Consider the following 26,977-nt stretch of genomic DNA (forward strand, 5'->3'; position numbering starts at 1 on the left):
GCTCGATCATCCCACCTCGGCCAGCACGGGCCGGCCGCGGGCCGCGCGGACCGCGGCCGCGAGGTCGGCGGCGAGCTGCTCGGCGTCGTCGTCTTCGAGATCGTGCACGGTCAGGCGCAGTTGACGCGAGGGCGTGCCCACAGCGAGGACGAACTCGTCGCCGGTGCGGGCGAGCCAGCCGCGCCGCATCAGCTGCTCCGACACCGAGCGGGCCGGGGTCGGCAGCGACACCCACAGGTTCAGCCCGTCGCCCGCTTCGGCGGGGATGCCGTGCGCGGTCAGCCGCTCGGCGAAGGCGGCGTTGCGCACGGCGTAGTGCTCGCCGGCGTCCTCGATCGCCGCGACGGTGGCGGCGTCCGTGACCTGCGCGTGCACCAGGCGCTGCAGCAGGTGGCTCACCCAGGTCGTGCCGGGCGTGAGGCGCATCGCGAGCCGGTCGGCGGTCTCGGGGTCGGACGCGGTCACAGCGAGGCACATGTCGGGTCCGAGGAACTTCGACACCGACCGCACGAGCGCCCACCGGCGGTGCTCCGGCCCGATGAGCGAGTGGTACGGGCGTCGCGAGAGCATCGAGAAGTGGTCGTCCTCGATGACGAGCACGTAGGGGTGGTCGCGCAGCAGCGCGCGCAGGTCGGCGGCACGTCGCGCGGAGAGGCTCGCGCCCGTCGGGTTCTGCGCGCGCGGGGTGCACACGACCGCCCGCACGCCGTCCTCGAGCGCCCGGCGCAGGCCGTCGACGGTCATGCCCTCGCCGTCGACCGGAACCGGCACCGGCCGGTAGCCACCGAGCCGGACCGTGTGGATGCTCGCCAAGAAGCACGGATCCTCGAGCGCCACCGCATCATCGCGCGTGAGCGCCTGGGCGAGCAGCCGCTCCACCGCGTCGGCCGCGCCGCTGGTTATGGTGAGGCGAGCGGATGCCGCGGCCGTCAGCCCCTCGGTCATCCACTGCTGCGCCCAGACCTCGAGGTCGGGATCGATCACGGGCTCACCGTAGAGCACCGGCCGACCCGCCGCCCGCGCGAGCGCCTTCTCGAGCCGCGGGATCCGGTCGGGATCGGGGTTGCCGGTGCCGACATCGCGCAGCACGCTGTCGGCGGCGAACCCCTCCTGGGCGACAACGGCGTGGTCGGCGACGTGTGTGCCCCCGCGTCCGCGCGTGACCACGACACCCGCCTGGGTGAGCTGGCGGTAGGCGGCGACGGCGGTGTTGCGGTTGATGCCGAGCTCGTCGGCGAGCGCGCGCACCGACGGGAGCGGGTCGCCGGGCCGGAGCATCCCGCGCTCGATGAGGGAGCGGAGGCTGTCCGCGATCTCCGACGCGGATCGCCCGCTGATCTCGAGGTCCATGGCACCGCCCTTCGCGGTCCGAGTCTAGGTCGCGGTACATGATATCTTTTGGCCTAGGTCAAACTCGATCCATATCTCCGTCGCGCGGTCGCGCGCGGCCCTCCGAAGGGAATCGCTGTGAGCACTGTCGACACGGGCACCGGACGCGTCAAGCGCGGACTGGCCGAGATGCTCAAGGGCGGCGTCATCATGGACGTCGTCACCGTCGAGCAGGCGAAGATCGCCGAAGACGCCGGCGCCGTCGCCGTGATGGCGCTCGAGCGCGTTCCGGCCGACATCCGCGCGCAGGGTGGAGTGTCGCGGATGAGCGACCCCGACATGATCGACGGCATCATCGAGGCCGTCTCGATCCCCGTCATGGCGAAGGCCCGCATCGGCCACTTCGTCGAGGCGCAGGTGCTGCAGGAGCTCGGCGTGGACTACATCGACGAATCCGAGGTGCTGTCGCCGGCCGACTACGTGAACCACATCGACAAGTGGGGCTTCACCGTGCCCTTCGTGTGCGGTGCGACCAATCTCGGTGAGGCGTTGCGGCGCATCAACGAGGGTGCGGCCATGATCCGCTCCAAGGGCGAGGCGGGCACCGGAGACGTGTCGGAGGCGACGAAGCACATCCGCAAGATCACCAGCGAGATCAACCAGCTGAAGTCGATGACGAAGGATGAGCTGTACGTCGCCGCGAAGGAGCTGCAGGCGCCGTACGATCTGGTCGCCGAGGTCGCCGAGACCGGCACGCTTCCCGTCGTGCTGTTCGTCGCCGGCGGAGTGGCCACCCCGGCCGACGCCGCGATGATGATGCAGATGGGCGCCGACGGCGTGTTCGTCGGCTCGGGCATCTTCAAGTCTGGCAACCCGGCGCAGCGCGCCGCTGCGATCGTGAAGGCGACGACGTTCTACGACGACGCCAAGGTCATCGCCGACGTCTCGCGCGGACTCGGCGAGGCCATGGTGGGCATCAATGTCTCCGACCTCCCGGCACCGCACCGCCTCGCCGAGCGCGGCTGGTGATCGGAGCGTCGTGATGCCGTCACGACCCGCCGTCGGCGTCCTCGCGCTGCAGGGAGACGTCCGAGAGCACGCGCGCGTGCTCTCGGACCTCGGCGCCGACGTGGTGCTCGTCCGGCGCCCGGCCGAACTCGCGGCGGTCGAGGGCCTCGTGATCCCGGGCGGCGAGTCGAGCGTCATCGACAAGCTCTCGCGCGCGTTCGGCATGCGCGAGCCCGTCCGGGCGGCGATCGCCGGCGGGCTGCCGGTCTACGGCACGTGCGCGGGCATGATCCTGCTGGCGGACCGGATCACCGACGGCATCGAGGGTCAGCTGACGTTCGGCGGTCTCGACGTGACGGTGCGGCGCAACGCGTTCGGCAGCCAGGTCGACTCGTTCGAGACCGATCTGGCGATCCCGGTGCTGGGCGACGAGCCCGTGCACGCGGTGTTCATCCGCGCGCCGCTCGTCGAGGAGGCCGGCGCGGGCGTCGAGAGGCTCGCCCAGCTCGACGACGGTCGGATCGTCGCCGTGCGCCAGGGCAACCTGATCGCGAGCGCGTTCCACCCCGAGGTCACCGGCGAGGACAGGTTCCACCGTCTCTTCCTCGACACCGTGCGGTCGGTCCGGAGCGCGAGGCGTCCGGCGGTAGATTCGGTGGCATGACGATCAACGACTGGTGGCGCGATCATCCTGAGGAGCGCTACTGGATGATCGCCCCGTCGCGCGGGATCGTGGGCGACGCGCTGTCGGCCCCGAAGTCGTCGGGGGATCGCCGGTTCGAGTGGTCCCATGAGCTGGTCGGGTTCACCGAGCCGGGCGACACCCTCTTCGTGTGGGACCGCACGCTCGCCGTCCCGGGCATCGCGGCGTGGGGTCGGGTGCTCGGCCCGCTCAGCGAGGAGACGCGCACGCGTCGGGGCGATGATCTGCCGCACTGGCGCATGCCGGTGAGCGACACGCTGCGGCTGGCCAACCCGATCACGCTGGCCGGGCTCCGCCGCATCGGCGGCGAGATCGTCGCCGTGCGCGACACCGTGGAGTCGTGGACCGACGGACCGGTGTACTTCCCGTTCATCGGCTCGCCGCAGACGCTCGCGCCGGCACCCGCCTACCTCACCAAGGTGCCGCGCGATCTCGTCGCGCTGCTCTCGTCGCGGTTCGGCTTCGAGTTCGCCCTCTGAGACGATGACGACCTGGGTGGCGCTCCTGCGGGGTGTGAACGTCGGCGGCATCACGATCCGCAGCGCCGATCTCGCGGCGGTCTTCGCGGCGCTGGGATTCGAGAGCGTGCGCACCGTGCTCGCGAGCGGCAACGTCGTCTTCGACGCCGGGGGAGCGGCATCCACCCGGGCGAAGCTCAAGACCGCGATCGAAGGGGCGCTGCGCGACCGCTTCGGCTACGACGCGTGGATCGTGCTCGTGACCCTGGGTGAGCTCGCCACCGCCGCGGACGGCTTCCTGTTCGACGACGCTGATGCGTCCCGGCAGCCCTGGGTGATCTTCTGCGTCGACGATGCGACCCGCGATGAGCTCGTGGGCGCCGCGGCGCAGCTGGATGCCTCGGCCGACCCGGTCGCGTCCGGACCGGGCGTCGTGTACTGGAATCCCGTCAAGGGCACGACCGTCGACACGCCGTTCGCGAAGATCCTCGCCAAGGCGGCCTACAAGCCGCGCACCACGAACCGCAATCTGCGCACACTCCGGCGCATCCTGGGCTGATCGGTCGACGACCGCAGCCCACCGCTCATCGACGGCGGCACGCGGCGGACGAGGCAGGTTTAGAATGGTCAGCCGGTGGCCGGACCCCCATGCGCGGTCGGCCGCGGCCGGGCGGGTGAGCCGCCGTCGAGCTGATCAGGAGAAGCATGTCCGGGCATTCCAAGTGGGCCACGACCAAGCACAAGAAGGCGATCATCGATTCGCGCCGTGCGAAGTCGTGGGCCAAGCTCATCAAGAACATCGAGGTCGCCGCGAAGCTGGGCGGCCCCGACCTGCAGGGCAACCCGACGCTCTTCGACGCAGTCCTGAAGGCGAAGAAGACGTCGGTCCCGAAGGACAACATCGATCGCGCCATCAAGCGCGGCGCCGGAATCGGCGGCGAGTCGGTCGAGTACCTCTCGATCATGTACGAGGGCTACGGTCCCAACGGTGTCGCCCTCATGATCGAGTGCCTCACCGACAACAAGAACCGTGCGGCGGCGGAGGTGCGCACGGCGCTCACCCGCAACGGCGGCACGCTCGCCGACCCCGGCAGCGTCGCGTACAACTTCACGCGCAAGGGCGTCATCGTCGTCTCGGACGAGGGCACCAGCGAAGACGACGTCATGATGGCGGTCCTCGAAGCCGGCGCTGAAGAGGTGGAGCCGCACGCGCAGGGCTTCGAGGTCATCACCGAGGCCACCGACCTCGTCGCCGTCCGCACCGCGCTGCAGGACGCGGGCATCGAGTACGAGTCGGCCGACGTCGAGTTCGTGCCGAACCTGAAGGTCGAGATCGACGCCGACACGGCACGCAAGGTGTTCCGCCTGATCGACGCGCTGGAAGACAGCGACGACGTGCAGAACGTCTTCAGCAACTTCGACCTGAGCGCCGACGTCCAGGCCGAGCTCGAGAACGACGAGTAGGCCTCGGCCCCGACCGTGGCGCGCCTGGAGCGTGCCTGCCTGCCACACGCCTAGCGTGGGGGAGTGACCACTCCTCCCGCGCGCGGTGTGCTGCGCGTCCTGGGCATCGACCCCGGACTCACGCGCTGCGGCGTCGGCGTCGTCGACGTGTCGCCCGATCGCTCCGCGCGGCTCGTGCACGTGGGCGTCGTGCGCTCCGACCCTGCGGCGGCGATCGAGCAGCGGCTCGCGATCATCGCCGCCGGACTGCGTGCGGTCATCGACGACCACGCGCCCGAGGTGGTCGCCGTCGAGCGGGTCTTCGCCCAGCACAACCGCCAGACAGTCATGGGCACTGCGCAGGCGAGCGGCATCGCGCTGCTGGTGGCGGGGGAGCGCGGGCTGCCCGCGGCGACGCACACGCCGTCCGAGGTCAAGGCCGCCGTCACCGGCTACGGCGCCGCCGACAAGCGCCAGGTGCAGGCGATGGTCGCGCGCGTGCTGCGCCTCGATGCGCTGCCGCAGCCGGCGGACGCCGCCGACGCTCTGGCCATCGCCCTGTGCCACGCGTGGCGCGGCGGACGGGCGGCGGCCGCGGCATCCGGCCCCCTCACTCCCGCCCAGCGGGCGTGGGCGGATGCCGAGCGCCTCGCGCGGCGATGACGAGCGTGTCGGTCGAACAAACGTCCGAACGCGCACGTAGGCTCGGAGCATGATCTCGTCAGTCCGCGGCACCGTGCTGCACATCGAGCCCGATTCGATCGTGGTCGAGGTCGGCGGGGTGGGACTCTCGGTCGCCGTGACCCCGCAGGTGGCGCGCGCGGCGCACCTCGGCGAGCAGATCATGCTGCACACGAGTCTCATCGTGCGAGAAGACGCACTCTCGCTCTTCGGCTTCGAGGGTCGTGACGAGCTGACCGTGTTCACGCAGCTGCTCGGAGTGACCGGCGTGGGCCCGAAGTCGGCGCTCGGCGTGCTCGCCACGCTCACCGTGCCGCAGATCGCCGACGCAGTGAGCGCCGACGACGACGCCCCGTTCCGACGCGTGTCGGGCATCGGCCCCAAGACCGCCAAGCTCATCGTGGTCCAGCTCGCCGGCAAGATCGTGGCCTCGCATCCGTCGCCGACGAGCCGAGCGGATGCCTCGGCCGCCGTCCCCGCGCAGGTCGTGCAGGCGCTCATCGGCCTGGGCTGGTCGGAGCGCGTGGCCGCCGAGGCGGTCGAATCCGTCGCCGGCGACGCGGCTCCGGCCGACCGCGCCTCGGTGCCGGCGCTGCTGCGGCTGACGCTGTCGGTGCTCGGCCCCGCGCGGAAGGAGCCCGTCGGTGGATGACCTCCGAGACGCCGCCGAGCCCGCCGACGAGACCGAGCTGGCGATCGAGGGCGCGCTGCGCCCGACCTCCCTCTCCGAGTTCGTCGGCCAGCAGAAGGTGCGGGGCCAGCTGCAGCTGCTGCTCGATGCCGCGCGCATCCAGCAGCGTCCGCCCGACCACATCCTGCTGTCCGGTCCGCCCGGACTCGGCAAGACGACCCTTGCCATGATCGTCGCCCACGAGAGCGCACGCCCGCTGCGGCTCTCGAGCGGGCCCGCCATTCAGCACGCCGGCGATCTCGCGGCACTGCTGTCGAGCCTCATGCCGGGCGAAGTGCTGTTCATCGACGAGATCCACCGCATGGCGCGCTCCGCCGAAGAGATGCTGTACCTCGCCATGGAGGACTTCCGCATCGACATCATGGTGGGCAAGGGCGCCGGCGCGACCAGCATCCCGCTCGATCTCGCGCCGTTCACGCTGGTCGGCGCGACCACGCGCTCCGGGCTGCTGCCGAACCCGCTCCGCGACCGCTTCGGCTTCACCGCCCACCTCGAGTACTACGAGCCCGAAGAGCTGGAGCGGGTCATCGCGCGATCGGCGGTCATGCTCGGCGTCTCGGTGCCACCCGAAGCCCGCGCCGAGATCGCGCGCCGCTCGCGAGGAACGCCCCGCATCGCGAACCGCCTGCTGCGCCGCGTGCGCGACTACCTGATCGTCCACGGCGACGGGGAGGCGGCCGACACGGCGCTCGTCGATGCCGCCCTCGACCTGTACGACGTGGACTCGATCGGCCTCGACCGGCTCGACCGCGCCGTGCTCGACGCCGTCGTGCGGCGGTTCCGCGGCGGCCCGGTCGGACTCGGCACGCTCGCCGTCGCGGTCGGGGAGGAGGCGGAGACCATCGAGTCGGTCGTCGAGCCCTATCTGGTGCGGATCGGGTTCATGGGGAGGACGCCCCGAGGCCGCGTCGCGACACCCGAGGCGTACGCTCATCTGGGCGCCCGGCCTGTCGAATCGGTGCTCGACTTCGATGACCTATAATCGCTGGAGGCTTTCGCCTACCCTCCTCCTCGCAGGCAGCGCCGCCATGGTGCATGTCTGACCCGAAAGGTCACCTCACCTCCAATGAACGAGTTCTTCACCAACTACGGCCTCATCATCCTGCTGGTCGTGCTCCTGGTCTTCATGTTCTGGAGCTCGCGCCGTCGGATGGCGAAGCAGAAGCTCGAGCAGGAGGAGCGCGCGCGCAACACCGTGCCGGGCGCCGAGGTGCTGCTGCAGGGCGGGCTCTACGGCACGATCGTGTCGTACGACCCCGAGAACCTCGACCAGCCGGCGGTCGTCGAGATCGCGCCCGGCGTCGACATCAAGGTGCACAGCCAGGCGATTCTCCGCGTCGTCACCCCGACCGTCGAGCAGCAGACCGAGGACGACTTCGTTCCGACGACCGCTCCGGCCGATGACGTCGTCGTCGAGCCGGCGCCGCTCGTGAACGACGACGTCGCCGAGAGCCCCGCGAAGGCGGACTCCGACCCGGACGCCGACAGCGGCACCAAGCCCCAGGCCTGACCACCGGCCCCTCGGGGCTGCCTTCCAGAAAGCGGAATCAGTGGCGACTTCCACTCCCGTCCGGCATGCGTGGCGCGCGCTGACCGGCCTCCTCGTCATCACGGCGCTCCTTGCCGCGATCAACGCGCTCGGCGTCTACGTCTTCCAGCAGAGTTCCTGGACGCCAGAGCTCGCGCTCGACCTCCAGGGCGGCACGCAGATCGTGCTCGAGGCGCAGACCGAAGACGGCGCTGCTCCCTCGGAGGAGCAGATGAACCAGGCGGTCACGATCATCCGCCAGCGCGTCGATGCGTCGGGCGTCGGTGAGGCCGACGTCACGACCCAGGCGGGCAACCAGATCGTCGTGCAGATCCCCGGTCAGGCCGACGAGGAGACGCGCAACCGCATCGAGGCCTCTGCCCAGCTGCAGCTGCGCGCCGTGCTGTACACGGGATCGCCCGCTACGTCGTTCGTGGGCGAGGACGGCAAGGAGACGCCGTTCCCGACGCCCGACCCGACACTGCAGGCCACCCCGACCGTCGAGCCGACGAACGGCAGCGACCTCGCGTGGATCACGCCGAAGCTCCAGGCCGAGTTCCAGTCGTACGACTGCGCCGATCCCTCCAACGATCCGGCCAACGCGCCCGCCGACCAGCCGCTCATCACGTGCGACCCTGCAGGCGAGATCAAGTACATCCTCGGCCCGGTCGAACTCGACGGGTCGTCGATCGACGACGCCAACTTCGGCCTCCAGCAGCAGAACGGCCTGTGGGCGGTGAACCTCCGGTTCGACGAAGAGGGCACGCGCATCTTCGGCGAGATCAGCCAGCGCCTGTTCGGAGCCGAGCCGCCCGTCAACCAGTTCGCGTTCGTACTCGACGGGTACGTCCTCTCCGCGCCCTCGATGAACGCGGTGATCCTGGGCGGCGACCCGAGCATCACGGGCAACTTCACGCAGGAGAGCTCGCAGGTCCTCGCCGACCAGCTGAAGTACGGCGCCCTGCCGCTGAGCTTCACCGTCGAGAGCTCGAACTCCATCTCGGCCACCCTCGGTTCGCAGCAGCTGCAGATCGGCCTGATCGCCGGTCTCATCGGCCTCGCACTCGTGGCGATCTACTCGCTGATCGTCTACCGTGCGCTCGGCTTCGTGATCATCGCGTCGCTCGCGGTGATGGCGGTGCTGACCTACCTGACGCTGTGCATCCTCGCCTGGCGCATGGGCTTCCGCCTGTCGCTCGCGGGCGTCGCGGGCCTCATCGTGACGATCGGCTTCACGGCCGACTCCTTCATCGTCTACTTCGAGCGCATCAGGGACGAGCTGCGAGACGGCAAGTCGATCACCAGCGCCGTCGAGGACGGCTGGAACCGCGCCAAGCGCACGATCTACATCTCCAAGTCGATCAACATCCTGGCGGCCGTCGTGCTGTACATCCTCGCCGACGCCACGGTGAAGGGCTTCGCGTTCACGCTCGGACTCACGACCGCGATCGACGTCCTGATCTTCATCCTCTTCACCCACCCGGTCATGCAGCTGCTCGCGCGAACACGGTTCTTCGGCAGCGGCCACCCGCTGTCGGGGCTCGACCCGACCGCGCTCGGCGCCGTCTACCGCGGGCGCGCGCAGTTCCGCGAGCCGGTCGCGGCGACCGCCACGACGGCAGCAGGGCGTCGCTCGGTGAAGTCGCGTGGCGAAGCAGTCCGCCGCCAGACCATCGCCGAGCGCAAGCAGGCTGAACTGGCCGCGACGGCCGCGTCCGACACCTCGAAACCCGGCACGACCGCCAAGGAGGGAGACGACTGATGCGCTCCATGAGCCAACTCGGCAACGACCTCTACACCGGCAAGACCTCGTTCCCGTTCATCGGACGTCGTCGCCTGTGGTTCCTCATCGCGGCGATCCTCGTGATCGGCTCCGCGCTGGTGCTCTTCGTTCGTCCGCCGCAGTTCTCGATCGAGTTCACCGGCGGGTCGCAGTTCACGGTCAACGGCGTTGCGACACCCGTCGACCAGTCGCTCGCGACCGACGCGGTGCTCTCCGTCGTTCCCGATGCGACCACGAAGGTTGTCACGATCGGTGAGGACGCCGTGCGCGTGCAGACCGATCAGATGACGGATGCAGAGAGCCGTGAGGTCTCCGCAGCCCTCGCCGAGTCGTACGACGTGCCGGCCGCCGAGGTGAGCGCGTCGTTCATCGGACCCAGCTGGGGAGCCGACGTCACACGCCAGTCGCTGTGGGGGCTCGCGATCTTCCTCGCGCTGACGTTCCTCATCCTCGCGATCTACTTCCGCACGTGGAAGATGTCCGTCTCGGCGATCATCGGTCTGGTGGACGTGCTGGTCATCACGATCGGCGTGTACGCCCTGTTCGGGTTCGAGATCTCACCGGCGGCCGTGATCGGCTTCCTGACGATCCTCTCGTATGCGCTGTACGACACCACCGTCGTGTTCGACAAGATCAGGGAGAACACGAGCGAAGACGGAGAAGTGTCGGGCCGCACGTTCGGCGAGTCGGTCAACCTCGCGGTGAACCAGACGCTCGTGCGCTCCATCAACACCACCGTCGTCGCGATCCTCCCGACGGGTGCGATCCTCTTCATCGGCGTGGTGTGGCAGGGCGCGCAGACCCTCACCGACCTCTCGCTCTCGATCTTCGTGGGAACGATCGTGGCCGCGTACTCGACGATCTTCGTGGCATCGCCGCTGTACTCGCTCCTGCGTGAGAACGAGCCCGCGGTCAAGGCGCGCGACGAGCGGGTGCGGGCGGCCCGCGAGCTCGCGGGCACCCCGGCCTGAAGCGCGTCCACGCGGGCGTAGGATTGTGAGGTCCAGCGGAGGGGAGGGGTTCGGATGACCGAGACCGTCCCTCCCGCCCAGACCTCCTCACTCCGACGCCTCGTGCCGCGCATCTTCTCGCGCTCCGCACGGCGGGACGACGTCGAGCAGCTTCTCCGCACGGTGCGCACGCACCATCCCAAGGGCGACCTCTCGATCATCGAGCGGGCGTACGCCGTCGCCGACAACGCGCACAGCGGGCAGACACGCCAGAGCGGCGAGCCGTACATCACGCATCCGCTCGCGGTCGCGCAGATCCTGGCCGACCTCGGGCTCGGGCCGAAGGCGATCGCGGCGGCACTGCTCCACGACACCGTCGAAGACACCGGCTACGCCCTTGACGCGCTCACGGCGGAGTTCGGCGACGAGGTCGCGATGCTCGTCGACGGCGTCACGAAGCTCGACAAGGTCAAGTACGGGGAGAGCGCTCAGGCCGAGACCGTCCGCAAGATGATCGTCGCGATGTCGCGCGACATCCGGGTGCTGCTCATCAAGCTCGCCGACCGACTTCACAACGCGCGCACCTGGGGCTTCGTGCCGCCCGAGAAGGCCCGCAAGAAGGCGACCGAGACCCTCGAGATCTACGCACCCCTCGCGCACCGGCTCGGCATCCAGGCGATCAAGTCCGAGCTCGAGGACCTCTCGTTCGCGGTCCTGCATCCCAAGCTGTACGCCGAGATCGAGAGCCTGGTCAAGCAGCGCACACCGCAGCGCGAGCAGTACGTGCAGAACGTGATCGACGCCGTCGACACCGACCTGCGCGAGCTCCGCATCCGCGGCCGCGTCATGGGCCGTCCGAAGCAGCTGTACTCCGTGTACCAGAAGATGGTCGTCCGCGGCCGCGAGTTCGACGACATCTACGACCTCATCGGCATCCGCATCCTCGTCGGCAGCGTGCGCGACTGCTACGCGGTGCTCGGTGCGATTCACGCGCGCTGGACGCCGCTGCCCGGCAGGTTCAAGGACTACATCGCCACGCCGAAGTTCAATCTCTATCAGTCGCTCCACACGACCGTGATCGGCCCGGGCGGACGCACGGTCGAGATCCAGATCCGCACCAACGAGATGCACCAGCAGGCCGAGTACGGCGTCGCCGCGCACTGGAAGTACAAGGAGCGGATGAACGGCGGAAAGACCGACGCGAAGGCGCTCGACACCGACATGGCGTGGCTCGCGCACATCTCCGACTGGCAGGCCGAGACCGCCGATCCCGGGGAGTTCCTCGACTCTCTGCGGTTCGAGATCGGCGCGAAAGAGGTCTACGTCTTCACGCCGAAGGGGCGTGTCATCGGGCTCCCGGCGGGCGCGACACCGGTGGACTTCGGCTACGCCGTCCACACCGAGGTGGGCCATCGCACGATGGGCGCCAAGGTGAACGGGCGCCTCGTGCCGCTCGAGTCCGAACTGAAGAGCGGCGACGTCGTCGAGGTCTTCACATCGAAGAATCCGGACGCCGGCCCCAGTCAGGACTGGCTCGGCTTCGTCAAGAGCACGCGCGCCCGCAACAAGATCCGCGGCTGGTTCACCAAGGAGCGGCGCGAGGAGGCCATCGAGCAGGGCAAGGAGTCCATCGCCCGCGCGATGCGCCGCCAGAACCTGCCGCTGCAGCGGCTGATGAGTCAGGACTCGTTCACCGAGGTCGCCCACCAGCTCCGCTACGAGGACGTCTCGGCGCTGTACGCGGCGGTCGGCGAAGGCCACGTGTCGACGCAGTCCGTGATCGAGAAGGTCACGGCGCTGGTCAGTGCCAACGACACGACCACGGGTCCGATCGAGCTGCCCGGCGTAGGCCGTCCCCGGCAGCCGCGCAACGGCGACAGCGGGATCCTGGTGCGAGGGGCACCCGACATCCTCGTCAAGCTCGCGAAGTGCTGCACACCCGTGCCCGGCGACCAGATCATGGGGTTCGTCACCCGCGGCAGCGGAGTGTCCGTGCACCGGGCCGATTGCACGAACGTCAAGTCGCTGATGGACGACCCCCAGCGTCTGATCGACGTCGAATGGGCCCCGACGACCAAGAGCGTCTTCCTCGTGCAGATCCAGGTCGAGGCGCTCGACCGCTCCGGCCTGCTCAGCGACGTGACGCGCGTGCTCAGCGAGCATCACGTCAACATCCTGTCGGCGTCGGTCTCGACCTCGAGCAACCGGCTGGCGCTGAGCCGCTTCGTCTTCGAGATGGGGGACATCGTGCACCTCGACCGCGTCCTCAACGCGGTGCGGCGGATCGACGCCGTGTACGACGTCTACCGCGTCACGTCGTCGTAGCGGCCTCTGCGGCGGCGAAGCCGCGCAGCAGGATGATCGCGGCGCGCTTGTGGGGGAGCGACCCCGCCTCGAGCCGCGCGATCGCCGCGTCGACCAGGTCGCGCCTGCCCATGGCGAGCAGACGCGCGGCGCGGGTGTGTGCGTCGTCGCCGACCCGGCAGAGATCTTCGAGCGTGCGCACCGGAGTCGTCACGAGCACTCCGCCGATGCTCACCAGGTCGGCGGGATCGACGGCCAGGTCGCGGTAGACCAGGTGGCGACTCGGCACATGGTGCAGCCGCCGCGGCACCGCGCGCTGCACTGTGTGCGGGGCCGGCGGCTCGGCGAGCACTCCGTGCACCCACGCGGCGGTCAGGTGCGTGGCGGCCAAGGTGTCGCCCAGCAGGCCGATCAGCGATCCGGCGCGCAGAGCCCGCGTCTCGACCGCGTCGGCGGGGATGTAGGCGTCGCCCAGCTCGACCACGTCGCCGTCGAGACGAGCCGCCATGAGCTCGGCGAGCGAGAGACGGTCATCGATGAAATAGAGGAACGGCGAGGCCATAGCGGCAGTGTGCCGCACCGATCAACGCCGGCGGCGCCGTTCCCGCCGGGCTGTGGACAACCCGGCGGGAGACGAGATCGTGGGTCAGCCCCCGACGGCCTTCAGCCACGCCTTGCGCGCGTTGAGCGCATCGGTCGCGTCGGCGATGGCCTTCTTGTCGCCGGACTTCTTCGCGGCGGTCAGTTCGGCCTCGAGCTTCTCGATCGCATCGGTGAGCTGGCGCGTCATGTCGTTCGCACGGGCCTTGGTCTCGGGGTTGTTGCTCTTCCAGTCGGCGTCCTCGCGCGTGCGCAGCGCCTGCTCGATCTTGCGCAGGTCGTCGTCGAGCGAGCGCTCGGCGTCGCGCGGGAAGATGCGCCCGATCTCGTCCCAGCGACGCTGCACTCCGGTGAGAAGCGAGCGTGCCTTGCCGAGGTTACGCTCGTCGGCGACTGCCCTGGCCTCGACGAGGAGCGCGCGCTTGGCCTCGATCTTCTCGCGGGATGCCTCGGCGTCGGCCGCCTCGCGCTCGACGCGTGCGCCGTACAGCGCATCGCCGGCTGCCTTGAAGCGGACCCAGAGCGCGTCGTCGACCTTCTTGCCGGCGCGGCCCGCGCTCTTCCACTGGTCGAGCAGCTCGCGGTAGGCGGGGATGCCGTCCTCGCCCTTCGGCGCGAGCGCTTCGGCCTTCTCGACGAGCTTGGTCTTGCGCTCGCGGACGCCCTTGTGGGCCTCGTCGAGCTCGGCGTAGAACTCGCGGCGGTGCTTGTCGACGGTCGAACGCGCGTCGCGGAATCGCTTCCAGAGCTGCTGCGCCGTCGACTTCGGCAGGCGGGGGCCGTTCTGCTGCTGCGACTGCCACTGCTCGAACAGCTCGTTCAGTTCCGCGGTCGCCTGCTTCCACTGCACGGTGCGCGGGTCGCGGGCGGCGAGGGCCTCGGCCTTCTCCACCAGCTCGGTGCGAGCGCGGACGGCCTCGTCGACGGCCTCGCGCGCGGCGGCGGCTTCGGACTCGGATGCCGCGGCCAGCGTCTCGGTCAGCGCGGCGACGCGCGCCTCGAGGCCGGCCAGATCGCCCACGGCTGCCGCGCCGTCGAGCTTGGCCGACACGGCCTTGGCGGCGGCGCGCAGGTCGGAGGCCGACGCCCCGCCCCGGCGCTGGCGCACTTCGAGGAGCGTCACCTCGCTGGCGAGATCGGCGTACTTGCGCTCGAAGTAGGCGAGAGCCTCTTCAGGGGAGCCATCGGGGAACTGCCCCACGACGCGCCACGTGTCGCCTTCGCGCACCGACACGGTGCCGTCGTCCTCGACGCGACCCCAGGTCTCGCTCGGCGCGGCGACCTGCGCCGCGACCGTCGCACGCGGGCGCGGCATCGGCACCGGCGCCGCCGGACGTGCCGGCGCAGGCGCCTCGGATGTCTCGGGCCCGGCGGTCTCGCCCTGGGTCGCCTCGGCGGCGGCGCCCGAGGTCTCGGCGGCTGCGACCTCGGCAGCCTCGGGCGCGTCGGGCTCAGCAGCCTCGGGCGCTTCGGCCTCGGCTGCGCCTGCGGCTACTGCAACCTCAGGAGCTTCGACCTCGGCTGCGCCTGCGGCCTCGGCAGCCTCGGGCGCTTCGACCTCCGATGCTCCGGCCTCGGCTTCGTGGACGGCGTCATCGCCGCCGGGCTGGGCGTTCTCGGTGGCCTCCGTCGCGGGGACGTCGGCGTCGACGGCCTCGGTCTCGGGCTGGGCGTCTGCGGTCGAGGGACCGGTGGACTCGGGAGTGGACTCTGCTGCAGCAGTCACGGGATGCACCTCATCGCGGCTCACGCCGCCTGTGGGGGGTTGGACGGCTCCCAAGCCTAGTACGGGGAGCCGTCTGCTCAGATGCCCGGACCGCCGTGTTCTACGGTGTCGGAGTCGGCGTGACGCTCGGTACGGGCGTCTCCGTCGGCGTCCCCGTCTCCGTGGGGGTGGGCGCGGGGGTCTCGCCGGGATTCATGGTCTGCGTCGGCTCGGGCGCGGGGGCCCCGGGACCGCTGACGAAGTACGCGGTCTGCGCGGCGAGGACACCGACGACCAGCAGACCGCCCGCGATGCCTGCGATGAGGTTGTCGCGGGTGCGACGCCGAGACTGTCCGTTGTGGAAATCCACTCGCGCCTGGTAGAGCCGAGCACGCTCCCGCGACTCGCGCGAGCCGCGATCCTTGCCGCCGTTAGCCACGGAACCTCCTCCGCTCCGGGTCGGTGCCCGGGCCGGGTTGATCCTATGGTGCCGCTTCACCGGCGGCAAAACTCCGGCCGCGCCCGCCGTCGCAGGCGCGGGCTAGCCTGGGACGGTGACTTCTCCGACCGCGCTCTTCCAGGGGCAGACGCCCCTTGCGGTGCGGATGCGTCCGACCTCGCTCGACGAGGTCGCCGGGCAAGGACACCTCCTTCGTCCCGGATCTCCTCTGGTCACGCTCGCGAATCCCGAGGCCGCGGCCCGCGCGGCGACCTCCGTCATCCTCTGGGGGCCGCCGGGAACGGGCAAGACGACGCTCGCGCAGGCCATCGCCCGCTCTTCCGGGCGCCGCTTCGTCGAGCTCTCCGCGGTGACCGCCGGCGTGAAAGACGTCCGCGAGGTGATGCAGGAGGCGCTCACGCAGCGTGACCTCTACGGGCAGTCGACGATCCTGTTCCTCGACGAGATCCACCGGTTCACGAAGGCGCAGCAGGACGCCCTGCTGCCGGGCGTAGAGAACGGCTGGGTCGTGCTGATCGCCGCCACGACGGAGAACCCCTCGTTCTCCGTGATCTCGCCGCTGCTCTCCCGCTCGCTGCTCCTGACGCTGAAACCCCTCACCGATGACGATCTGCGCCTGCTGATCGACCGCGCGCTCGTCGATGCCCGGGGACTCGCCGGTGCCGTGGCGCTGACGGATGAGGCCCGCGATGCGCTGGTGCGCCTGTCGTCAGGCGACGCGCGCCGTGCGCTCACGGCGCTCGAGGCGGCAGCATCCTTCGCCGAGCCCGCCGATGACGAGGCCGAGCCCGCCGGTGACGAGGCCGAGCCCGCCGGTGACGAGGCCGAGCCCGCCGAGGGCGGATCCGAGCCGCCGAGGATCACGCCCGAGCACGTCGCGCAGGCGGTCGACCGCGCGCTGTTGCGCTACGACCGCCAGGGCGATGAGCACTACGACGTGATCAGCGCGTTCATCAAGTCGATCCGCGGGTCCGACGTCGACGCGGCGATGCACTACCTGGCGCGCATGATCGAGGCGGGCGAGGACCCCCGCTTCATCGCCCGCCGCCTGATCATCTCGGCGGCCGAAGACATCGGGCTTGCCGACCCGCAGGCGCTGGGGATCGCGGTGGCCGCCGCCGACGCCGTGCAGCTGATCGGCATGCCGGAAGGGCGCATCCCGCTCGCCGAGGCGACGGCGTACCTCGCCACCACAGCGAAGTCGAACGCCGCCTACCTCGCGATCAACGCGGCGATCGCCGACGTGCGGGCCGGCGGCTTCGGCCGGGTGCCGGTGCACCTGCGCGACGCGCACTACCCGGGCGCGAAGCGGCTCGGCCACGGCAGGGGGTACGTGTACCCGCACGACTCCGAGATCGGCGTCTCGCCGCAGCAGTATCTTCCCGACGAGCTGCGCGGGCGCCGCTACTACGAGCCCACCAGCCACGGGCAGGAGCGGGATGTGCAGGCACGGCTCGAGAAGATCCGGCGCATCCTCGCAGGGGAGCGCTGAGGCGCAGCATCCGGTCTGCTCGTCGGCGCAGCCGCGTCTGATAAACTTGACCGGCTCGAAACACAGTTTTCGGGCATCCTCTCTCTTCTTCACCGACCTCCCGGCATGCCCCGGCGTGCATCCGGACAGGGCGAAGAGACCGAGATACGTCCGCGAGCCGTGATCGACATGGCCGCGTCATCGAAAGGAACACTTCGTGGCAACGAAGTCCCAGGACCGCCGCAAGGTCCGTCTCTCCCGCGCGCTCGGCGTGGCGCTCACCCCGAAGGCCGCCCGCTACCTCGAGAAGCGTCCCTACGCTCCGGGCGAGCACGGCCGCACCAAGCGCAAGCAGGACAGCGACTACGCCGTCCGTCTGCGTGAGAAGCAGCGTCTGCGCGAGCAGTACGGCATCCGCGAGAAGCAGATGCGCAACACGTTCAACGAGGCCCGTCGTACCCAGGGTCTGACCGGTGAGAACCTCGTCGAGCTCCTCGAGATGCGTCTCGACGCCCTCGTGCTCCGTTCGGGCTTCGCCCGCACGACCGCACAGGCGCGCCAGCTCGTCGTGCACCGTCACATCCTCGTCGACGGCCAGCTCGTCGACCGCCCGTCGTTCCGCGTGAAGCCGGGCCAGCTCATCCACGTCAAGGCCAAGAGCGAGGGCACCGAGCCGTTCCAGGTCGCAGCCGCCGGCGGTCACGCCGACGTCCTGCCGCCCGTTCCGGGCTACCTCGAGGTCGAGCTCGACAAGCTCCAGGCCCGTCTCGTGCGTCGCCCCAAGCGCGCCGAGGTCCCCGTGGTCTGCGACGTCCAGCTCGTCGTCGAGTACTACGCGGCCCGCTAGGCCCGCGAGAATCGCGCGAAGGGCGTCGGGGATTCCCGACGCCCTTCGTCGTTTCCGCCTACGATGGTGGGATGCCGCGCCCCGCGGCTCCGCGAGGAAGTGGTGACATGAAGAACGTGCTGTGGTTCCTGTTCGGCATCGCCGGCGGGTTCGTCGTCGCACACCTCATGAACAAGGACCCGCGAGGACACGAGATCCTCGCCGAGGTCGACGCCCGCATCACGGAGTTCACCGACCGCATCGGCGATGCGTATCGCGAGCAGGAGTCCCGCATCTCGGGCCTGGTCGACGATGTGAAGGATGCCGCAGCCGACGTCGCCGAGACGGCCCGCGCCACGGCGGCCGGCGCTGCCGACGCAGCGGCCGACACGGCGAACAAGCTCACCGACTGACCCAGCGCGCCGCTGCCCCGTCTCAGGGGAGTGGACCGCGCGTTTTCTGCGAGGAACCCGAATGAAGACCGCCGAGATCGCCCAGCGCTACCTCGACTACTTCGAGAAGAACGGCCACACGATCGTCCCCTCCGCCTCCCTGGTGACGGACGACCCTGCGCTGCTGTTCACGGTCGCCGGCATGGTGCCGTTCATCCCGTACCTGAGCGGCGATGTGCCCGCGCCGTACCCGCGTGCGGCCGACAACCAGAAATGCATCCGTCTCAACGACATCGAAGAGGTCGGCAAGACGCCGCGCCACGGCACGTTCTTCCAGATGCTCGGCAACTGGTCGTTCGGCGACTACTTCAAAGAGGGCGCGATCCGTTACGCGTGGGATCTGCTGACCGCGTCGGAGGCCGAAGGCGGGCTCGGGTTCGACCCGAAGGACCTCTGGGTCACCGTCTACGAAGAGGACGACGAGGCCCACGACCTCTGGCTGGAGCTCACCGACCTGCCCGCGGAGCGCATCCAGCGGCTCGGGAAGGACACGAACTACTGGAGCACCGGCCTGCCCGGCCCTGCCGGACCCTGCTCCGAGATCTTCTTCGACCGCGGTCCCGCGTACGGCGTCGACGGCGGGCCGGCCACGGACGACGACCGCTATGTCGAGATCTGGAATCTCGTCTTCATGCAGTACGAGATCACCAACGTCCGCTCGAAGTACGACTTCGACATCGTCGGCGAGCTGCCGAACAAGAACATCGACACCGGCATGGGCCTGGAGCGCATCGCGTTCATCAAGCAGGGCGTCGACAACATGTACGAGACCGACCAGGTGCGTCCGGTGCTCGACCGCGCCGTGGCCCTCTCGGGTCGCACCTACGGCGCGAACCACGACGACGATGTGCGCTTCCGCGTGGTCGCCGACCACGTGCGCTCGTCGCTCATGCTGATGACCGACGGCGTGACGCCGTCGAACGACGGGCGCGGCTACATCCTGCGGCGGCTCATGCGCCGCGCGATCCGCTCGATGCGCCAGCTGGGGGTCGAGGGCCCGACGTTCGCCGAGCTCTTCGCCGCATCGCGTGACGCGATGAAGGACGTCTACCCAGAGGTGGAGACGGACTACGCCCGCATCTCGCAGTACGCACTGGCCGAGGAGGAGACCTTCCTGCGCACGCTCGCGGCGGGCTCGAGCATCCTCGAGGACTCCGTCGCCCAGACGAAGCGCGACGGCGGCACCGCACTGACGGGTGCCGAGGCGTTCCTGCTGCACGATACCTACGGGTTCCCGATCGACCTCACGCTCGAGATCGCGGAAGAGGCCGGGCTCACCGTCGACCGCGCGGCGTTCGACACGCTCATGCAGGAGCAGCGCGCGCGGGCGAAGGCCGACGCGCGCTCGCGCAAGCGCCAGCTCGCCGACACCAGTGTCTACCGCGACTTCCGTGCGAAGGGCGAGACGGTCTTCACGGGCTATACCGACCTCGAGACCGAGTCGCGCGTCCTGGGCATCCTCGTCGACGGCGTGTCGGTCGATCGCGCCTCCGCGGGGCAGATCGCCGAGGTCATCCTCGCCGAGACGGCCCTGTACGCGGAGTCGGGCGGCCAGGTGGCCGACAAGGGCGTCATCGTCGGTCCCGGCTACGAGCTCGACGTGCTCGACGTGCAGAAGCCCGTCGCGGGGCTCATCAGCCACACCGTCGAGGTGACGACGGGCGAGGTCGCCGTCGACCAGCCGGCGACGACGGTGGTGGATGCCGCGAACCGCCGCGCCGCTCGGCAGGCCCACTCGGCCACCCACCTCGTGCACGCCGCCCTGCGCGACACGCTCGGCAGGACGGCGACGCAGGCGGGGTCGCTCAACCGCGCCGGCTACATGCGCTTCGACTTCACGTGGGGGCAGTCGCTCTCGGACGAGACGAAGAGCGAGATCGAGGAGATCGCCAACAACGCGGTGCGTGACAACCTCGAGGTGACCACCCGTGTGCTCGCCCTCGACGAGGCCAAGTCGCTCGGAGCCATGGCGCTGTTCGGCGAGAAGTACGGCGACACCGTGCGCATGGTCGACATCGGCGGCCCGTGGTCGCGCGAGCTCTGCGCAGGCACGCACGTGTCGACCAGCGCCGAGGTCGGCCTCATCAGCCTGGTCGGCGAGTCATCCGTCGGCGCCGCGAACCGCCGCGTGGAGGCGCTGGTCGGTCTCGACGCGTTCCGGTCGCTTGCGGCCGAGCGGGCGATCGTGTCGCAGCTCACCTCGACGCTCAAGACGCCCCGGGATCAGCTCCCCGCGCGCATCGCCGAGCTGACCGCGAGCCTCAAGGCCGCAGAGAAGAAGATCGCCTCCTTCGAGGCCAAGGCCCTCGGCGACCGCATTCCGGCGCTCGCGGCCTCCGCGTCGACGGTCGGCGGCCACCTCGTGGTCGCGGAGTCGCTCGGCGCCGCATCGTCGGCGGACGACGTCCGATCCCTCGCCCTCCAGGTGCGCGAGCGCCTCGGCGCCCAGCCCGCCGTCATCGCGCTCGGCGCGGAGATCGGCGGTCGCGCGGTGGTCATCGTCGCGACGAACGACGCTGCTCGCGCGGCGGGCGTGAAGGCCGGCGTGCTCGCGAAGACCGCGGCCGCCGTGCTCGGCGGCGGCGGCGGCGGACGCGACGACGTCGCCCAGGGCGGGGGGACGGATGCCTCGGCGCTGCCCGCGGCTCTCACCGCGGTGAAGGACGCGCTCAGCGCGTGAGCGGGTTCCGTCGCGGGGTGCGGCTCGGCATCGACGTCGGGAGGGCCCGGGTCGGTGTCGCACGCTGCGATCCCGACGGGCTGCTCGCCACGCCCGTCGAGACGGTGAAGCGAGACGACGGCGCGGTGGCGCGCGTCGTCGCGCTGGCGGAGGAGTACTCGGCGGCTGAGATCCTGGTCGGTCTGCCGCTCAATCTGCGCGGTGAGGACACCGCCTCGACCGCCGATGCGCGGGACTTCGCCGCGGCGGTGGCCGCGGCATCCGCTCTGCCGGTGCGACTCGTCGACGAGCGTCTGTCGACCGTCTCCGCCCATGCCGCGCTGCGTGATTCGGGCCGATCCCAGCGTTCGTCTCGTAGCATTGTGGATCAGGTCGCCGCGGTCGTGCTGCTCCAGCAAGCACTCGACGTCGAGAAGAGCACCGGCCGACCACCCGGAACACCCGTCCCCCAGGAGCCCGCCTGACATGCCCGAGACCCCGTCTGGAGATCCGTTCGCGGATCTGTTCGGCAAGCTCCCCGACCCTCGATCGCGCGACTTCCGCCGCACCGGCGGCGACGCCGGCTTCGGGTCGCGGGCGGACGGCAGCGAGAAGGACGGGGGACAGGACCCGGCACCCTCGGCGACCGGAGCTCCGCTCTCGCGCCGCGAGCTGCGCGCAGCGGCCGCCGGCCTGAGCCCGGCGACACGTCCCGCGGACGCACCGGCCGACGGGACGCCTGCCGAGGGGCCCGTCGACGCAGCGCCCACGGCGGCGATGCCGCGCCCGTCGCAGCAGGAGGCCGTCCTCGATGAGTCCGGCCTGCTCGCGCAGCCCCGCACCTACACCCCCCGCCCCGCGGAGCCTGTCGACGACGATTCCTGGATGCTCACCGACGAGTCCGACCCCGCGCTGCCCTACAGCCGCACCGGTTCGACCCCGATCGTTCCCGCGTCCTCGGGCACGCCCGCCGACCCGACCGAGGCGTTCGGGGTACGGGCGACCGCCGCCAGCACGCGCGGCGCGTCGACCGCGACGTTGGAAGACCTCTTCAGCGGCCACAGCTCCAGCGACGAGCTCGGCAGCGTGCCGCCGCCCAAAGACAAGCGCAAGCGGCGCATCGGCGGCTGGATCGCCCTCGGTGTGATCCTGCTGATCATCGGCGGCGCGGCGGGCGGCGCCTGGTACGTGTGGACGACGTACGAGGACAAGGTCCGCGAGGTCATGGGCTGGGAGCTGCCGAAGGACTTCGAGGAGGGCCTGGCGAACGGCGAGGCGTACGTCACCGTCAACGAGGGCGACACCGGCATGCCGATCTCGCAGGCGCTGTTCGACGCCGGCGTCACGATGACGCCGAACGCGTTCTACGACTACCTGATCGACACGGGCGAGAACCCGCCGTTCGTGCCGGGCGTCTTCAAACTGCAGCTGCAGATGACGTCGGAGGCGGCGCTGGCGGCGCTGCTCGATCCGGCGAACAAGATGGAGAACACCGCCCAGCTGCGGGAGGGTCTCACGGTCGAGCAGTCGCTGCCGCTCCTCGCCGAGGGCACCGGCCTCCCTGTCGAGGACTTCGTGGCCGCGACGGCCGACGCGTCCGCGTACGGTGTCACGCCCGACCCCGCGATCGTGGCAGCAGGCGGGCAGCCTCTGGAAGGCTGGCTGTTCCCTGCCACCTACACGTTCAACCCCGACGTCACCGCCGAGCAGGTCATCCAGACGCTCGTCGATCGCACCGTGCAGTCCCTCGACGCCGCCGGGGTTCCCGAAGAGGATCGTCAGCGCGTGCTGACGATCGCCTCGATCATCGAGCGCGAGGCCCGCTACGAGGCCGACATGCAGAAGGTCGCCACGGTCATCGAGAACCGACTCGACCCGGACAATCAGGAGACCTTCGGCCTGCTGCAGATGGACTCGACGGCGCAGTACGGCTTCGGCGAGATGCACGACGGGTCGGCGAGCACCTCCGAGGAGGCGCAGTTCGACCCGAACCCGTGGAACACGTACGTGAACGCCGGACTGCCTGTGGGACCGATCTCCAACCCGGGCGACGCGGCGATCTCGGCCGTCATGAACCCGTCGGGCGGCGATTGGCTGTACTTCGTCACGGTCAACCTCGACACCGGCGAGACGGTGTTCACGACGAACCTCGGCGACCACAACCGCGCCGTCGCGCAGTGGATCGCCTGGTGCGAGGACCACCCGGACTCCGGGTGCTGATCTCCGACGCCTCCCGCCTCGAGGTGTGGGGCGACCCGATCGCGCACAGCCGATCGCCCCAGCTCCACGCCGCGGCGTACGAGGTGCTCGGGCTGCCGTGGTCGTACGGCCGCCGCCGGGTGGGCGACGGCGCATTCGCGGAGGAGCTCGCCGGGCTCGACGCATCGTGGCGGGGTCTGTCGCTGACCATGCCGCTCAAGGGCGTCGCCCACGACGCCGCCCACGAGCTCGACCGGCGCGCCGAGCTGACCGGGGCCGTCAACACCCTGCTGCTCGCGGGCGGTGCGCGACGCGGATTCAACACCGACGTCGGCGGGATCGTCCGCGCCCTCGCGGACGAGGGGATCACCCGGCTCGACGAGGCCCGGATCGTCGGTGCCGGAGCGACCGCGACCTCCGCGCTCGTGGCCCTCGCCGAGCTCGGCGCGACCCGGATCGACGTCATCGCCCGGCGACCCGAGGCCGTGGCGCGGCTCGCCGATCTCGGTCGCCGACTGGACGTCGACGTCACCGCGACGCCGTTCGAGGCATCCGCTCTTGCTCCCGCTCCCGTGACGATCGCGACTCTCCCGGGAGATGCACCGGTGGCGGATGCCGCGGCCGACGCCCTCGCGGCCGCCGGCGGCCTGCTCTTCGACGTCGTGTACGGGCACTGGCCCACGCCGCTGTCCGCCGCATGGCAGCGCGTCGGCGGCACCGCGGTGTCGGGACTCGGGATGCTGCTGCACCAGGCCGTCCTGCAAGTGAGGATCTTCGCCACCGGCGCCGTCGACACTCCGCTCCCCGGCGAGGACGCCGCCGTCGCGGCGATGCGCGGCGCACTCGAGTCCGCCTCCTGACGTAACCGTCCTCCCGCACGTGGGAGACTGGACGAATGCTCCGCGTGCTCACGGCCGGCGAATCGCACGGTCCCGAACTCGTCGCCATCATGGAGGGCCTCCCTTCGGGCGTCCCCGTCTCGAGCGTCGCCATCCAGGCCGACCTCGAGCGTCGCAAACTCGGCTACGGCCGCGGATCGCGCATGAAGTTCGAGCAGGACGAGCTGACGATCTCGTCCGGCGTCGTGCACGGCACGAGCCTGGGGAGCCCGATCGCCCTGCGCATCGGCAACACCGAATGGCCGAAGTGGGTCGAGGTCATGAGCCCCGAGCCCATCGAGCTCACCGAGAAGTCCCGCGGCCGCGGCGCAGCCCTTACGCGGCCCCGCCCGGGGCACGCCGACCTCGTCGGCATGCAGAAGTACGACTTCGACCAGGCCCGGCCGATCCTCGAGCGGGCGAGCGCCCGTGAGACCGCGGCACGCGTCGCACTCGGCGCCGTCGCCCGGGCGTTCCTGTCGGAGCTCGGCATCCGCCTCGTGAGCCACACGCTCTCGATCGGTCCCGTCCGTGTGCCCGACGACGCTGCGCTGCCGACGCCCGACGACGTCGAGGCCCTCGACGCCGATCCGCTCCGCTGCTTCGACGCCGCCACGAGCGAGCGGATGGTGGCTGAGGTCGACGACGCCCGCAAGGACGGCGACACGCTCGGCGGCATCGTCGAGCTGCTCGCCTACGGGCTTCCGCCGGGCCTCGGATCGCACGTGCACTGGGACCGCCGCCTCGACGGCAAGCTCGCTCAGGCGCTCATGAGCATCCAGGCGATCAAGGGCGTGGAGGTCGGCGACGGCTTCCTCACGACCACGCGTCGCGGTTCCCAGGCCCACGACGAGCTCTTCGCCACCGGCGACGGCATCGCACGCTCGTCCGACAAGGCCGGCGGGACTGAAGGCGGCATGTCCACCGGGACCGTCCTGCGCGTGCGCGCGGGGATGAAGCCCATCGCGACGGTGCCGAAGGCGCTGCGAACGGTGGACGTGGCGACCGGCGACACCGCGTCTGCGCACCACCAGCGCTCCGACGTGTGTGCCGTGCCCGCCGCCGGCGTCGTCGCTGAGGCGATGGTCGCGATCGTCCTGGCCGATGTGGTGCTGGAGAAGTTCGGCGGCGACAGCGTCGCCGAGACCCGACGAAACCTCGAGGCGTATCTCGCCGCGATCCCCGAGGCGCTCCGCACGGCGGACGCCAGCGATGCCTCGCTCGCGCAGCATGACCTCGCCCTCTAGCGCCGTCGTCCTCATCGGCCCGATGGGCGCGGGCAAGACGAGCGTGGGCAAGAAGGTCGCCCGTGCGCTCGAGCTCCCCTTCTTCGACACCGACGCCGCGGTGTCGCGCGCGCACGGTCCGATCGAGCGGCTGTTCGCCGAGCGCGGCGAGGCGCACTTCCGCGCGCTCGAGCGGGAAGCGGTGAAGGAAGGTCTCGCCGGCGGGGGAGTCGTCTCGCTCGGGGGCGGCGCGGTGCTCGACACCGACACCCGTGCCGACCTCGCGCGCCACCGCGTCGTGCTGCTCACCGTGGCCCCGCGGGTCGTCGCCACGCGGGTGCGCGGCTCGAGCCGCCCGCTGCTGGCCGGCGAGGATCCGCTCGAGCGATGGACCCGTCTCTACGAGGAGCGGCGCCCGATCTACGAACAGCTGGCCGACGTGACGTTCGACACGTCGAGCGGCCCGCTGCAGGAAGTCGTGGAGCGCATCGTCGACTGGGTCCGCCCCGAGCACGCTGCCCCGTCCACCCAGAGCGAGGGAGACTCATGACCGACGCCACGACCATCACGGTGAGCGGCGACGCGAGCTACGCGATCACGGTGGGGCGCGGCATCCTGCCGATGCTCGGCGACTCGCTGCCTCCCGCTGCCCGCAAAGTGCTCGTGATCCACCCGCCCACCCTCGCGGCACAGGCGGAGGGGCTCCGCGAACTGCTGAAGGGCGATCGGGAGGTGCTCCTTGCCGAGATCCCCGACGCGGAGGCGGGCAAGCGCATCGAGGTGGCGGCGTTCTGCTGGCAGGTCATGGGCAAGGCCGACTTCACCCGGACCGACGCGGTGATCGGCTTCGGCGGCGGCGCGGTGACCGACCTCGCCGGGTTCGTCGCGGCGAACTGGCTCCGGGGCGTCGAGGTGGTGCAGGTGCCGACGACCGTGCTGGGTATGGTCGACGCCGCGATCGGCGGCAAGACCGGCGTGAACACGGCCGAGGGGAAGAACCTCGTGGGCGCGTTCTGGGCGCCCCGTGCCGTGCTGTGCGACCTGGACCTGCTGGACTCGCTCTCGCGCAACGAGCGTGTCGCCGGGTACGCCGAGGTCGTCAAGGCAGGCTTCATCTGGGCCCCCGAGATCCTGGACCTCATCGAGGCCGACCCCGAGGCCGCGACCGATCCGCGCAGCGACGCGTTCCGCCGCACGATCGAGCTCGCGATCGACATGAAGGCCCGGGTCGTGGGGGAGGACCTGCGCGAGGCGGGGCTCCGCGAGATCCTGAACTACGGGCATACGCTCGGCCACGCGATCGAGCATGCCGAGCGGTACCGCTGGCGTCACGGCGCCGCGATCTCGGTCGGGATGGTGTTCGCGGCCGAGTTGTCGCGACTGGCAGGACGACTGCCGGATGCCGCGGCCCAGCGCCATCGAGCGATCCTCGACACTCTCGGCCTGCCCTCGTCCTACCGGCCGGGCGCGTGGCCGCAGCTGCTCGCGACGATGCAGCGCGACAAGAAGAGCCGTGGCGGGATGCTGCGGTTCATCGTGCTGGACGACATCGCGAAGCCGACGGTGCTGCAGGCGCCCGACGAGTCGCTGCTCTTCGCTGCGTACCAGGAGGTCGCCGGCTAA

Annotated in this window: 26 protein-coding genes; 22 read left to right on the forward strand and 4 right to left on the reverse strand. The window is 70.5% G+C overall.

The window, feature by feature from the left end:
* Positions 1 to 6 precede the first annotated feature (6 nt).
* Positions 7 to 1,350, reverse strand: coding sequence for an aminotransferase class I/II-fold pyridoxal phosphate-dependent enzyme (locus H9622_RS10960; RefSeq protein ID WP_191766421.1), 1,344 nt, complete (start codon positions 1,348 to 1,350; stop codon positions 7 to 9).
* Positions 1,351 to 1,467: 117 nt separating this feature from the next.
* Between H9622_RS10960 and pdxS the strand changes: the two genes are divergently transcribed.
* The 12 genes from pdxS to H9622_RS11020 all read left to right on the forward strand — a co-directional run bounded on the left by pdxS (position 1,468) and on the right by H9622_RS11020 (position 12,899).
* Complete coding sequence (gene pdxS, locus H9622_RS10965) at positions 1,468 to 2,358, forward strand: pyridoxal 5'-phosphate synthase lyase subunit PdxS (protein WP_191766422.1); 891 nt, start codon at positions 1,468 to 1,470, stop codon at positions 2,356 to 2,358.
* Between the two features lie 13 nt (positions 2,359 to 2,371).
* Positions 2,372 to 3,001 carry a pyridoxal 5'-phosphate synthase glutaminase subunit PdxT gene (pdxT, locus tag H9622_RS10970; protein WP_225221958.1) on the forward strand — a complete coding sequence of 210 codons (630 nt, stop codon included), beginning with the start codon at positions 2,372 to 2,374 and terminating at the stop codon, positions 2,999 to 3,001.
* Positions 2,998 to 3,519, forward strand: a complete 522-nt coding sequence (locus H9622_RS10975) for a hypothetical protein (protein ID WP_191766424.1) — start codon at positions 2,998 to 3,000, stop codon at positions 3,517 to 3,519. Before pdxT ends, H9622_RS10975 begins: the two co-directional genes overlap by 4 nt.
* 4 nt (positions 3,520 to 3,523) lie before the next feature.
* Positions 3,524 to 4,057 (forward strand): DUF1697 domain-containing protein, encoded by a 534-nt coding sequence (locus H9622_RS10980; RefSeq protein ID WP_191766425.1) that lies wholly within the window; start codon positions 3,524 to 3,526, stop codon positions 4,055 to 4,057.
* Positions 4,058 to 4,203: 146 nt separating this feature from the next.
* Positions 4,204 to 4,962, forward strand: a complete 759-nt coding sequence (locus H9622_RS10985) for a YebC/PmpR family DNA-binding transcriptional regulator (RefSeq protein WP_191766426.1) — start codon at positions 4,204 to 4,206, stop codon at positions 4,960 to 4,962.
* 63 nt (positions 4,963 to 5,025) lie between these two features.
* Positions 5,026 to 5,604 (forward strand): crossover junction endodeoxyribonuclease RuvC, encoded by a 579-nt coding sequence (ruvC, locus tag H9622_RS10990; RefSeq protein WP_191766427.1) that lies wholly within the window; start codon positions 5,026 to 5,028, stop codon positions 5,602 to 5,604.
* Positions 5,605 to 5,653: 49 nt separating this feature from the next.
* Positions 5,654 to 6,274: a Holliday junction branch migration protein RuvA gene (gene ruvA / locus H9622_RS10995; RefSeq protein WP_191766428.1), complete on the forward strand. Its 621-nt coding sequence runs from the start codon at positions 5,654 to 5,656 to the stop codon at positions 6,272 to 6,274.
* Complete coding sequence (ruvB, locus tag H9622_RS11000) at positions 6,267 to 7,295, forward strand: Holliday junction branch migration DNA helicase RuvB (RefSeq protein WP_191766429.1); 1,029 nt, start codon at positions 6,267 to 6,269, stop codon at positions 7,293 to 7,295. The genes ruvA and ruvB overlap by 8 nt, the downstream gene beginning before the upstream one ends.
* An 84-nt stretch (positions 7,296 to 7,379) precedes the next feature.
* The gene (locus H9622_RS11005) at positions 7,380 to 7,823 is read left to right on the forward strand and encodes a preprotein translocase subunit YajC (protein ID WP_191766430.1); all 444 of its coding nucleotides are present in this window, start codon (positions 7,380 to 7,382) and stop codon (positions 7,821 to 7,823) included.
* A gap of 40 nt (positions 7,824 to 7,863) precedes the next feature.
* Positions 7,864 to 9,603, forward strand: coding sequence for a protein translocase subunit SecD (gene secD / locus H9622_RS11010; RefSeq protein WP_191766431.1), 1,740 nt, complete (start codon positions 7,864 to 7,866; stop codon positions 9,601 to 9,603).
* Entirely contained in the window at positions 9,603 to 10,595 is a 993-nt protein-coding gene (gene secF, locus H9622_RS11015; RefSeq protein WP_191766432.1) for a protein translocase subunit SecF, read from the forward strand. The genes secD and secF overlap by 1 nt, the downstream gene beginning before the upstream one ends.
* 54 nt (positions 10,596 to 10,649) lie before the next feature.
* Positions 10,650 to 12,899 (forward strand): RelA/SpoT family protein, encoded by a 2,250-nt coding sequence (locus H9622_RS11020; protein WP_191766433.1) that lies wholly within the window; start codon positions 10,650 to 10,652, stop codon positions 12,897 to 12,899.
* Here the strand turns inward: H9622_RS11020 and H9622_RS11025 are convergent.
* The 3 genes from H9622_RS11025 to H9622_RS11035 form a co-directional block, all read right to left on the reverse strand.
* Complete coding sequence (locus tag H9622_RS11025) at positions 12,886 to 13,440, reverse strand: hypothetical protein (protein WP_191766434.1); 555 nt, start codon at positions 13,438 to 13,440, stop codon at positions 12,886 to 12,888. The two genes, H9622_RS11020 and H9622_RS11025, sit on opposite strands and share 14 nt — an antisense overlap.
* 84 nt (positions 13,441 to 13,524) lie before the next feature.
* A complete protein-coding gene (locus tag H9622_RS11030) occupies positions 13,525 to 15,204 on the reverse strand; it encodes a DUF349 domain-containing protein (RefSeq protein WP_191766435.1) in 1,680 nt (559 codons plus the stop codon).
* 100 nt (positions 15,205 to 15,304) lie between these two features.
* Positions 15,305 to 15,622, reverse strand: a complete 318-nt coding sequence (locus H9622_RS11035; RefSeq protein WP_191766436.1) for a dioxygenase — start codon at positions 15,620 to 15,622, stop codon at positions 15,305 to 15,307.
* Between the two features lie 115 nt (positions 15,623 to 15,737).
* Here H9622_RS11035 and H9622_RS11040 point away from each other — a divergent pair, with 115 nt between their 5' ends.
* The 10 genes from H9622_RS11040 to aroB all read left to right on the forward strand — a co-directional run bounded on the left by H9622_RS11040 (position 15,738) and on the right by aroB (position 26,977).
* Positions 15,738 to 17,135: a replication-associated recombination protein A gene (locus H9622_RS11040; RefSeq protein WP_318247090.1), complete on the forward strand. Its 1,398-nt coding sequence runs from the start codon at positions 15,738 to 15,740 to the stop codon at positions 17,133 to 17,135.
* 196 nt (positions 17,136 to 17,331) lie between these two features.
* Positions 17,332 to 17,961 (forward strand): 30S ribosomal protein S4, encoded by a 630-nt coding sequence (gene rpsD / locus H9622_RS11045; protein ID WP_191766437.1) that lies wholly within the window; start codon positions 17,332 to 17,334, stop codon positions 17,959 to 17,961.
* A gap of 107 nt (positions 17,962 to 18,068) precedes the next feature.
* Positions 18,069 to 18,353 (forward strand): ATPase, encoded by a 285-nt coding sequence (locus H9622_RS11050; protein WP_191766438.1) that lies wholly within the window; start codon positions 18,069 to 18,071, stop codon positions 18,351 to 18,353.
* A gap of 61 nt (positions 18,354 to 18,414) precedes the next feature.
* The gene (gene alaS / locus H9622_RS11055; protein WP_191766439.1) at positions 18,415 to 21,072 is read left to right on the forward strand and encodes an alanine--tRNA ligase; all 2,658 of its coding nucleotides are present in this window, start codon (positions 18,415 to 18,417) and stop codon (positions 21,070 to 21,072) included.
* A complete protein-coding gene (gene ruvX, locus H9622_RS11060) occupies positions 21,069 to 21,536 on the forward strand; it encodes a Holliday junction resolvase RuvX (protein WP_191766440.1) in 468 nt (155 codons plus the stop codon). The genes alaS and ruvX overlap by 4 nt, the downstream gene beginning before the upstream one ends.
* 1 nt (position 21,537) lies before the next feature.
* Positions 21,538 to 23,271, forward strand: a complete 1,734-nt coding sequence (gene mltG / locus H9622_RS11065; RefSeq protein WP_225221959.1) for an endolytic transglycosylase MltG — start codon at positions 21,538 to 21,540, stop codon at positions 23,269 to 23,271.
* Entirely contained in the window at positions 23,241 to 24,110 is an 870-nt protein-coding gene (locus tag H9622_RS11070; protein ID WP_318247091.1) for a shikimate dehydrogenase, read from the forward strand. The genes mltG and H9622_RS11070 overlap by 31 nt, the downstream gene beginning before the upstream one ends.
* Positions 24,111 to 24,145: 35 nt before the next feature.
* The gene (aroC, locus tag H9622_RS11075) at positions 24,146 to 25,375 is read left to right on the forward strand and encodes a chorismate synthase (protein ID WP_191766441.1); all 1,230 of its coding nucleotides are present in this window, start codon (positions 24,146 to 24,148) and stop codon (positions 25,373 to 25,375) included.
* Complete coding sequence (locus H9622_RS11080; RefSeq protein ID WP_191766442.1) at positions 25,359 to 25,904, forward strand: shikimate kinase; 546 nt, start codon at positions 25,359 to 25,361, stop codon at positions 25,902 to 25,904. The genes aroC and H9622_RS11080 overlap by 17 nt, the downstream gene beginning before the upstream one ends.
* Positions 25,901 to 26,977: a 3-dehydroquinate synthase gene (gene aroB, locus H9622_RS11085; RefSeq protein ID WP_191766443.1), complete on the forward strand. Its 1,077-nt coding sequence runs from the start codon at positions 25,901 to 25,903 to the stop codon at positions 26,975 to 26,977. The genes H9622_RS11080 and aroB overlap by 4 nt, the downstream gene beginning before the upstream one ends.

Origin of the sequence: Microbacterium gallinarum, assembly GCF_014837165.1 — a bacterium.
Classification (GTDB): domain Bacteria; phylum Actinomycetota; class Actinomycetes; order Actinomycetales; family Microbacteriaceae; genus Microbacterium; species Microbacterium gallinarum.

Coding starts and splice junctions, on each gene's coding strand:
- H9622_RS10985 (WP_191766426.1), top strand. CDS start 4,204: ATGTCCGGGCATTCCAAGTGGGCCACGACCAAGCACAAGAAGGCGATC.
- alaS (WP_191766439.1), top strand. CDS start 18,415: ATGAAGACCGCCGAGATCGCCCAGCGCTACCTCGACTACTTCGAGAAG.
- H9622_RS11080 (WP_191766442.1), top strand. CDS start 25,359: ATGACCTCGCCCTCTAGCGCCGTCGTCCTCATCGGCCCGATGGGCGCG.
- mltG (WP_225221959.1), top strand. CDS start 21,538: ATGCCCGAGACCCCGTCTGGAGATCCGTTCGCGGATCTGTTCGGCAAG.
- aroC (WP_191766441.1), top strand. CDS start 24,146: ATGCTCCGCGTGCTCACGGCCGGCGAATCGCACGGTCCCGAACTCGTC.
- pdxT (WP_225221958.1), top strand. CDS start 2,372: ATGCCGTCACGACCCGCCGTCGGCGTCCTCGCGCTGCAGGGAGACGTC.
- H9622_RS10980 (WP_191766425.1), top strand. CDS start 3,524: ATGACGACCTGGGTGGCGCTCCTGCGGGGTGTGAACGTCGGCGGCATC.
- ruvA (WP_191766428.1), top strand. CDS start 5,654: ATGATCTCGTCAGTCCGCGGCACCGTGCTGCACATCGAGCCCGATTCG.
- secF (WP_191766432.1), top strand. CDS start 9,603: ATGCGCTCCATGAGCCAACTCGGCAACGACCTCTACACCGGCAAGACC.
- aroB (WP_191766443.1), top strand. CDS start 25,901: ATGACCGACGCCACGACCATCACGGTGAGCGGCGACGCGAGCTACGCG.
- H9622_RS11050 (WP_191766438.1), top strand. CDS start 18,069: ATGAAGAACGTGCTGTGGTTCCTGTTCGGCATCGCCGGCGGGTTCGTC.
- H9622_RS11005 (WP_191766430.1), top strand. CDS start 7,380: ATGAACGAGTTCTTCACCAACTACGGCCTCATCATCCTGCTGGTCGTG.
- H9622_RS11020 (WP_191766433.1), top strand. CDS start 10,650: ATGACCGAGACCGTCCCTCCCGCCCAGACCTCCTCACTCCGACGCCTC.
- H9622_RS10960 (WP_191766421.1), bottom strand. CDS start 1,350: ATGGACCTCGAGATCAGCGGGCGATCCGCGTCGGAGATCGCGGACAGC.
- H9622_RS10975 (WP_191766424.1), top strand. CDS start 2,998: ATGACGATCAACGACTGGTGGCGCGATCATCCTGAGGAGCGCTACTGG.
- H9622_RS11025 (WP_191766434.1), bottom strand. CDS start 13,440: ATGGCCTCGCCGTTCCTCTATTTCATCGATGACCGTCTCTCGCTCGCC.